At 72.6% G+C, this 419-nt stretch carries 1 protein-coding gene; it reads left to right on the top strand.

The window, feature by feature from the left end; genetic code table 11:
* Positions 1–53: 53 nt before the first annotated feature.
* On the top strand, positions 54–419 hold a 366-nt coding region (locus D7X96_RS39310), incomplete at its 3' end, for a glycosyltransferase family 2 protein (protein ID WP_147468535.1).

Here is a 419-nt window from a genome sequence, read left to right as displayed (position 1 = left end):
CTCTTTTCCGCTTCCCGTCTTACGCTCCGTGTGCGTCCCGCTACGATGCGCGGATGATTCAGCCCACCGAGTCACAGGACGCGGCACGGGTCAGTGTCGTCGTCATCGCGTACAACGACGCCGAGCGCGTCGGCGACGCGATCCGTTCCGCGCTCGCGCAGGGCGAGGGCGTCGGGGAGGTCCTCGTCGTCGACGACGCCTCCGAGGACGCGACGCCCGACGTGCTCGCCGGATTCGCCGACGAGCCGCGCGTACGGCCGCTGCGCCGCGAGGTCAACAGCGGCGGCTGCGGCACCCCCCGCAACGACGGCATCGCCGCCGCCGTCCACCCGTACGTCGTGTTCCTCGACAGCGACGACGTGCTGATCCCCGGCGCCGTCGACGCGCTCCTCGCCGTCGCGGTCCGGGAGCGCGCGGAC

The organism is Corallococcus interemptor (assembly GCF_003668875.1).
GTDB classification, from domain to species: Bacteria; Myxococcota; Myxococcia; order Myxococcales; family Myxococcaceae; genus Corallococcus; species Corallococcus interemptor.
The sequence above is the reverse complement of the archived record's forward strand: the minus strand, read 5'-3'. Positions and strand labels throughout refer to the sequence as shown.